Origin of the sequence: Methyloglobulus sp. (assembly GCF_046714055.1) — a bacterium.
Classification (GTDB): Bacteria; Pseudomonadota; Gammaproteobacteria; order Methylococcales; family Methylomonadaceae; genus Methyloglobulus.
This window is the reverse complement of sequence record NZ_JBKKBJ010000065.1, coordinates 1-4,532: the sequence shown is the minus strand read 5'-3', so window position 1 is coordinate 4,532 and position 4,532 is coordinate 1. Positions and strand designations below refer to the sequence as shown.

The 4,532-nt window shown below is 49.1% G+C and carries 4 protein-coding genes and 1 pseudogene; 3 read left to right on the top strand and 2 right to left on the bottom strand.

Going from position 1 to position 4,532, the window contains the following annotated elements; all coding sequences use genetic code 11:
- The first annotated feature begins 201 nt into the window (after positions 1-201).
- Positions 202-1,560: pseudogene (locus ACLQ6D_RS03960) on the top strand (transposase).
- 181 nt (positions 1,561-1,741) lie between these two features.
- A complete protein-coding gene (locus ACLQ6D_RS03955; RefSeq protein WP_411725990.1) occupies positions 1,742-2,062 on the top strand; it encodes a hypothetical protein in 321 nt (106 codons plus the stop codon).
- 108 nt (positions 2,063-2,170) lie between these two features.
- Here the strand turns inward: ACLQ6D_RS03955 and ACLQ6D_RS03950 are convergent, their stop codons facing one another.
- On the bottom strand, positions 2,171-2,401 hold the full coding sequence (locus ACLQ6D_RS03950; RefSeq protein WP_411725989.1) for a hypothetical protein: 231 nt from the start codon (positions 2,399-2,401) through the stop codon (positions 2,171-2,173).
- Positions 2,402-2,793: 392 nt separating this feature from the next.
- On the opposite strand from ACLQ6D_RS03950, the gene ACLQ6D_RS03945 reads away from it, so the two are divergent.
- Positions 2,794-3,525 (top strand): hypothetical protein, encoded by a 732-nt coding sequence (locus ACLQ6D_RS03945; RefSeq protein WP_411725988.1) that lies wholly within the window; start codon positions 2,794-2,796, stop codon positions 3,523-3,525.
- An 84-nt stretch (positions 3,526-3,609) separates the two neighbouring features.
- On the opposite strand, the gene ACLQ6D_RS03940 is transcribed toward ACLQ6D_RS03945, so the two are convergent.
- Positions 3,610-3,930 (bottom strand): transposase, encoded by a 321-nt coding sequence (locus tag ACLQ6D_RS03940; protein WP_411725987.1) that lies wholly within the window; start codon positions 3,928-3,930, stop codon positions 3,610-3,612.
- Positions 3,931-4,532: the final 602 nt, after the last annotated feature.

Below are 4,532 nucleotides of genomic sequence, written 5' to 3'. Positions count from 1 at the left end.
GCCAAGTGGGTCACTTTCCAGCTTCGGGTTTGGTAAAGCCGCCAGATTTCTTGGCGGTCAAGTAAAGTGAGTCGTGTCCGTTTATGGATGTTCATTTGCAGTATTCTCCTGAATACTGTAAACAACGCTAGGAGACTGTCGGATTTAACAGTGCAAAAATGTTAAAATGTTTGCTTCGAAACGCATACTAAAACCCATCAAATGGCCACCCAATTCATCCTGATTGATCGCGATACCCCTTACATCTTGCCACCGTGTGTTCAGGATTGTTTGCCTGAAGAGCATATGGCTCGTTTTGTTGTCGAGATGGTTGACCAGCTGGATTTACGACCCCTATCGGCAGCCTATGCGGGCAAAGGGAAATCCCCCTATCGTCCGGCGGTGCTGTTAGCCCTGTTGTTCTATGGCTAAGCAACCGGCGTGTTTTCCAGTCGCAAGCTGGAGAAAGCCACTTACGGTTCGATGGCCTTCAAATATATCTGCGCCAACGAAAACCCAGATCACGACACCATCAACCGCTTCCGCCAACGCTTCAAAAAAGAGATTGAAGGCTTGTTTGTCGAGCTATTGGTCCTTGCAGAAGCCATGGGGCTGCTTAAACTGGGCACAGTGAGCCTGGACGGCACCAAAATAAAAGCCAATGCCAGCAAACATAAAGCCTTGAGCTGGGATTACGCCAATCAACTGGAAGCCCAGTTCAAACAGGAAATCGAAACCTTGATGAAGCTGGCTGAAGCAGCCGATAACACCCCGCTTCCCGAAGACATGGAGGTGCCCAAAGAACTCAAACGACGTCAAGACCGTTTAGCCGTGATTGCCAAGGCGAAGCACGAAATTCAGGCCCGCGCGAAGGCGCGTTACACGCAAGAAAAAGCCGAGTATGATGAAAAGCTGGCTAAACGTGAAAAACACCTGAGTGAAACCGGCAAGAACATGGGCGGCAAAGCGCCCCAAGCGCCTTCCGAAGCGCCTCAAGCTAAAGATCAAGTCAGTTTGACGGATGAAGAATCCCGCATCATGCCGACCCATAATGGTTTTGAACAAGCCTATAACGGCCAAGCCAGCGTGGATATTGCCACCCACCTGATCGTTGGCCGTCACGTCACCCAACACACCAACGACAAACAAGAAATCGAACCCGCTTTAGCCAAACTCAAGCAACTCCCGGAATGCCTGGGAACCGTTGAAAACCTGTTAGCCGACACGGGTTACTTCAGCCAAGGGAATGTGAAGGCCTGTTGTGATGCAACGATAAAACCGTACATTGCCCAAAAGCGGCAAAGCCATAACCAACCCCTTGAAGCCCGATTTCAGCACCAACCGGAAATAGACGGGACCACCTTGCCGCCGGTTGAGGCCATGACCCATCGCTTAACCACTAAAGCGGGCAAAGCACTTTACGGCAAGCGTAAATCAACTGTCGAAACCGTGTTCGGCATCATTAAACACGTCCTGGGGTTCAGGCAATTCCATCTTCGAGGCCTGGAATCCGTCGAAAGTGAATGGAATTTAGTCTGTATTGGCTGGAATTTGAAAAGAATGCATGCATTAAGAGGGTAAGAGAGGGAAAAAGGGCCTTGGTGGGTTGATAAAACAGAATCAGGGGCATTAAAAATTGTAACAAGTGACTTTTTTAAATTTTAAACTGGATTAGGCGAGTTGATTTGCTCTATTAATCCGACAGACTCCTAGAGATTCTTACACATTAGCCTTTTCCTTTTCGCTGGTTTCGACGGGCGTAATGGCAAAAACCCACCCCAAACACTGCGACACCCACCAAGCCGCAGCCACGCACGACTGCGCCAAACATTGCGCCCAACATCCCGGTGCAAAAGACGAAGCCTGTGCCAAGCATTACTCGACTGACAAAGCCGCCAAGTCGCACGTCTGCGATACCCCGCATTGCGACAAGCACTTGACGCTAGCCGCCAAAAGCTGCACCACCGCCAATTGTGCGGCCCACACAGGCGCTGCGGCCCACAACTGTAACGCCGAACATTGCGCCAAACACGGCGGCAACATGGCCGACTGTTGCGGCACCACGCAACGCTGCGATGTGTAGCTGAACGGTACGTAACCCTGTAATTAACCCAGGGATTCAAGCATACGGCGCAAGGATGCGCCGTATGCTGAAAGCCTTGTAGCCAGGTAGTCAGGCCGTGCCTAAACGCTACCTGACATTTCGGATACCCCGTGATGTCGCATAACCGCTATCGCGGCTAGATGGTGTTTTAGGCACCTTAATGCGCTTACCGCCCACCGATCCCTTTAAACTCGCTAAAAACAACCTTAAAAAGTGTGTGATATCACACACCCACTGTGTCATATCACACACTTTTTTCTGAAAGCCGCGCAGCACGGGCGTTTCAGGGGTGCTAAAAATTCCAGTAAAGTGTGTCATATCACACACTTTTAATAAATTGGATGATTTGCCCGGCAAAAACACGCGTTTTTTCTTTATTTCCGCAATTATCGAAAAAACTAAGGGCGCATTAGTTATTTATTGATTATCAATGTGTTATCAGCAATAAATAAGAAAAACAGCTGCCAATCGCACCTGTAATTTAGCTATCATCTCATCAAAATTAATGGCATGGGAATTGCGTTATATTTATTGCCTTAGTTGTGGGTTTGCGGTCATTTGCCGCATTACCCACAACTGGGCATAGCAGTATTGCTTTATCCTGCTTAAGAGGCTCTTCACCTCCATAAGCTAGCATCCTTCCTCTCTTTGCGGGTTATTTTTACGATCCATTAGCGTAGCTAACCCGCTTTTTTTTATATGAGGTCACCATGAAATACGACTATAACGCGACAACCCTTCAAAAGAACCCGCTCGTCCGTATCGGCAAACGTAGCGCTTATCACCAGGCAGGCCATGCTGCCGCCATTTATCTGGGCAACAAACAAAAAAACTTGCCGGCGTTGCATTTCCAGATCGCCATTAAACCCTTTGAACAGGAAGCCGGATCCCCTGGGCGGTTCATGCGAATTCCTGGCAAATACGGCGCAAAACTGGAAGGGGGGCGGTTGATATCCGACTTGCCCCACTCCTATCAGGCTGCGACGCGGCAATTGTCATCGGCTGATCGGCAAAAATGCCAGTACGCTTTTGAGTCCGATGTCATTAATCTTCTGGCAGGTTCCTTGGCAGAAGCCAAATATGTCGCTCTCCGCGACGATGAAGTTTTCAACGCCAACCTGGTTTATTTGGGCGCGTTAAAATTCTACGGCGGCGGCCAAGATTTGAAAACAATCTACGAATACATAGCCTGCTTGCTGCCGAACAGCGAAACTGAGCGCAACCAGAAACTGGCGGAGCTGTTTTTGGCGGCTTACAGTTTTATCACCGACCGCTCAAACTGGAAAGCAATCACAGCACTTGCAGAAACGATTTACAGCCATCCCAAGGATGTGTTTTCTTGCGAAGAAGTGATGGCATTGCTCGATTCGGTGGCTTTGGAAACTAAAAACTCACCGCTCGGTTCTATTTTAAGCAACCCTTTTGGTTTGGTAGCGCATTGAAAGTGATCGTGGGCCAATGCGAATTCCTTTATGCTGACACCGGGCGGGGTTTTAAACCCTGCCCCGCACGTTTTGACGCTCCCATTATCTTTGAATTATACGGGAAACCCAGCGGACGAGGCGGCATGCCCCTCCGACCAGTTGCTGATGAAAGCGGGCAAACAGCATTTCAACCCGGTTCAACCCTTTAAGCCGATCACGAAACAACCAGACCATTCTAGCATCAGGCACCCGATCTTCCAGTTGCAAACCCAGGAAGCTCATGAAACTGAAGCGATCCCGTACCTGATATTCGATCCTATCATCCGACAGGTTGTGCAGTTGCTGGAGCACCTGCACCTTGAACATCCGTGCAACGTCGATGGGTTTGGCTCCCGCCTGACTTTTTCTGTCCTGTTCATGCACCCGGTTGAGATCAGGGCAAAACGATTCCCAGCCTATCCGTGCCTCCAGGCCAACCAGGATCGCCCATTTCGGTCAGTTGCGCGGCACGCTCTTCTACGGCACACATCCGGGTTGGCGGGGGGCTGTTTCATCTGCTGAATATCTCTGGGTAGGGAACTCTATTATCTCATTTCGTCTATACCCTGGATATCCAAAAACATCAGCTAATAGGTGGAATTAATAGAGATGCCCTTATGTAAGTTTTGGCTGGTTTAAGCAATACAACAATTTCCTTCTCCGCTAGGGCATAAGTATCTACACAACTCGTCATCTCGGCACTCCCTTATATCTTGATTCCGGCGAACAAACAAGCCAGGATCCTCGACTGATCATCGGGAGGAGGGTGGGGATATCGTGCAATCCCTGAGGCTTAAAGCCTGTCCGGCAGATAGGGCGCCCCACTATCCGCACTGGCTAATGTAGTTCGAACGGTAGTTTAGGCCTAGAGCCTGTATCCATAAGGTTGAACATAGCGGTGTCTCCTGAGCATTAACTTTTTTATTTTTGAAAACAATGATAAGGCTATGATTAAGAAAGATTTTAATATTGTCATCGGCGCAGAT

What these genes read in the sequence shown, in the direction of transcription:
- ACLQ6D_RS03955 (WP_411725990.1), top strand. Translation starts at nt 1,742, where the DNA reads ATGGCAAAAACCCACCCCAAACACTGCGACACCCACCAAGCCGCAGCC.
- ACLQ6D_RS03950 (WP_411725989.1), bottom strand. Translation starts at nt 2,401, where the DNA reads ATGACACACTTTACTGGAATTTTTAGCACCCCTGAAACGCCCGTGCTG.
- ACLQ6D_RS03945 (WP_411725988.1), top strand. Translation starts at nt 2,794, where the DNA reads ATGAAATACGACTATAACGCGACAACCCTTCAAAAGAACCCGCTCGTC.